Raw genomic sequence first — 2535 nt, 5'->3', positions numbered from 1 at the left:
CGCGCAGGCGGACATGACACCAGATGAGAGGCGCGCGGTTGCGGGCTTAGCTGCCGGCCTGAAGGCCGTATGGAAGGCGAAGAGATGAGCACGTTCGGCGAAGATCTAATGCAGTCGCTTCAGGAAGCCCTTTCGCATGCGAAGGGGGAAGGGCCGGCTGTAGTGCATACTCCGATCAACCCCCGCGATGTGCGGGTGCGCTCTCACCTCACGCAGGCTGAAATGGCTCCCCTGATGGGGATGAGCCTTTCCGGCTACAAGAAGTGGGAGCAAGGTCAGCGGCGGGTCAGCGGCCCAGCCTTGGCGCTCCTGCGTGTGATCGAGAAGGAGCCCGAAGTAGTCCGAAGAGTCCTCGCAGGGTGACGGCTAGTTCGAACGCTCTTGCCCAAGCAGTGGCGGCATCGACCAATCGGTTGGCGAGGTTCTCCCTTTGGCTAGCTGTGCGATGACGCGAGGTGTCAGTAAGAACTAAGGGGAAGCGTGGGGCCCGAGTGATCCCCCAAGTCCCTGATCTACTCCGCTTTGCGCTTCGCCAAACCGCCCTCAGACCGCTGCTCGTCCAAGGCGGAAGCAGCGGGTGCAATGATGGGCCGCAAACATGCAGACCACGAGAGAATCGTCCTTTGGATGCTCGTCGCTCTGGTGATCTTTGTTTGGGGCGCCGCTGGCTTGATGATCTACTTTGCGCCCTACTTCTGAGCGGAGCTGTCAGGGACGAAGGCGGGCCAGCGTCGGCCCATCCCTTGAATTATGCGGATCACCACCAGGATGAGGAACTTGTGGCCCGTCCCCGCCTCACCCGATGGCGCGGGGCCGCACTACAGTCCTTGTGCCGACGGTCGCCTTGCTCTCCGTGCTGCGCGCGTCTCGCCACCACAGGTTTTCGTACCCGTTGCGGACCCGTAGTTTCCTAAGGCCGTAGTCCTGTACGCCGCCTCGGGAGGACCAGTCCATTGAGCGATCGAGAGCGGCCAGCAACGAGCCCGGACGGCATGAGCCCTGATATTCAGGCGATGATGGAAGCCGGCATCGATCACACTTCAACGAGTCGCAGCGCCCGCCGAGCCGCCGCCAGATGCCGCGCCCAGACGGCCCGGCGGCAAAAACAGGCCGGCGTCGAAGCATACGACGCCGGTGTACTTGTCGGCCTTCTGGTGCTTATCACCCTTTGAAGGGTCGGTGCGGGCCTGGCGATTTTCGTTATCTGCGGACTGCCTTGCAAGCCAATGGCTTGCCCTAAATCCTGAATCTTAACGCCCGAATTACTCCTGCGGCTCAGCCCGGAACGTCAGCCAACTGAGCCCGCCGATCGATCCGCAGGTCGAGCACGTAGCTCTCTGTCGCGATCCGGAGCTACTCCTCGTCCTGCCACGTCCGCCGACCTACCGGCTCGTCAATGACTCGAGGTGGCTCGGCATCCGTCACTCATGATCATCCTCAGCGCTATCTTGCGCGGCGTGTCCGACGAGGAGCGTCAAGCGGGAGGCAACGACATCAACGGGGAAGACCACCTCTTGCAGTGATGTTGATCATCAGGGACCAAAGATGTGCGGCGGCCGGAGCCGCCGCGGGCTTGCCTTACATCGGGGGCATGATCACCGCATCGATGACGTGGATCACGCCGTTCGACGTCGCGATGTCGGCCTGGGTCACGTTGGCGTCGTTCACCTTCACGCCGCCTTCGGTCGTGATGGTCACGTCGCCGCCCTGCACCGTTGCTGCTTCCATCCCGTCGGTGAGATCGGTGGACATCACCGCCCCTGGCACGACATGATAGGTCAGGATCGAGGTCAGCTGCTCCTTGTTCTCCGGCAGCAGCAGGTTGTCGACAGTGCCTGCCGGAAGCGCGGCAAAGGCGGCGTCGGTCGGCGCGAAGACGGTGAACGGACCTTCGCCCTTCAGCGTCTCGACCAGACCGGCAGCTTCGATGGCGGCCACCAGCGTGGTGAAACTTCCGGCGGCGACAGCCGTATCGACGATGTCGGCCTCCTGAGCGAGGGCGGGCATGGCGAGGAACGAGGCGGTGGTCATTGCAAGAGCGGTTCTACGGATCATTGGCAGTCTCCCATTTACGCCAGTTGGTCTGGCGTGAGGAAGACGGAGAGATGAGGCCGGCGGATCACGTTCAAATCTTCGCGCGGTGGCATTGACCATCTCGCACGCGGATTAAGCCGCGCACGATGTCAGTTTCCCGTCAACTCGCCGTGACAGGATTTGTTCTGAAGTGATCCGCTCGGCGGCACTTCACGGCGATGTCGCTGCTTGCAGGCCGTCCCGTCTCCGGGCGTGGTCATCCAGTCGATCTTGCCTCGGCGCCACCGCAATAGCCTGTCCCACGCCGCAAGCCATCCACGCCCTTTCTGAAGCCTACCGGCTGCGTCGCCACGAAAACCCGGCGTTGACCGCTCCGCGCGATCATCTTGCCGCCGCTGCCGCCGCCGTTCGGGCCGCCCCGATCACCGGACCAGCGCGAGATCCAGTCTGTCTCCCGATCTTCATGATGCCGGATCAGGGGGCTGCGGAAGCGGCCGCCCC

Annotated in this window: 3 protein-coding genes and 1 pseudogene; 2 read left to right on the top strand and 2 right to left on the bottom strand. The window is 63.1% G+C overall.

Annotated elements, in window-relative coordinates; all coding sequences use genetic code 11:
- Positions 1–69: 69 nt before the first annotated feature.
- Positions 70–363: a helix-turn-helix domain-containing protein gene (locus C5F48_RS23060; protein ID WP_211314681.1), complete on the top strand. Its 294-nt coding sequence runs from the start codon at positions 70–72 to the stop codon at positions 361–363.
- 629 nt (positions 364–992) lie between these two features.
- Positions 993–1172 (top strand): hypothetical protein, encoded by a 180-nt coding sequence (locus C5F48_RS24950; RefSeq protein ID WP_146170732.1) that lies wholly within the window; start codon positions 993–995, stop codon positions 1170–1172.
- 406 nt (positions 1173–1578) lie between these two features.
- On the opposite strand, the gene C5F48_RS23055 is transcribed toward C5F48_RS24950, so the two are convergent.
- Together C5F48_RS23055 and C5F48_RS25820 are read right to left on the bottom strand one after the other, a co-directional pair.
- On the bottom strand, positions 1579–2055 hold the full coding sequence (locus C5F48_RS23055) for a fasciclin domain-containing protein (protein WP_107666034.1): 477 nt from the start codon (positions 2053–2055) through the stop codon (positions 1579–1581).
- Positions 2056–2290: 235 nt separating this feature from the next.
- Positions 2291–2535: pseudogene (locus tag C5F48_RS25820) on the bottom strand (hypothetical protein); the annotation flags it as partial.

It is taken from the genome of Cereibacter changlensis JA139, from assembly GCF_003034985.1.
Classification (GTDB): Bacteria; Pseudomonadota; Alphaproteobacteria; order Rhodobacterales; family Rhodobacteraceae; genus Cereibacter; species Cereibacter changlensis.
This window is presented reverse-complemented; position numbering and strand designations above follow the sequence as displayed.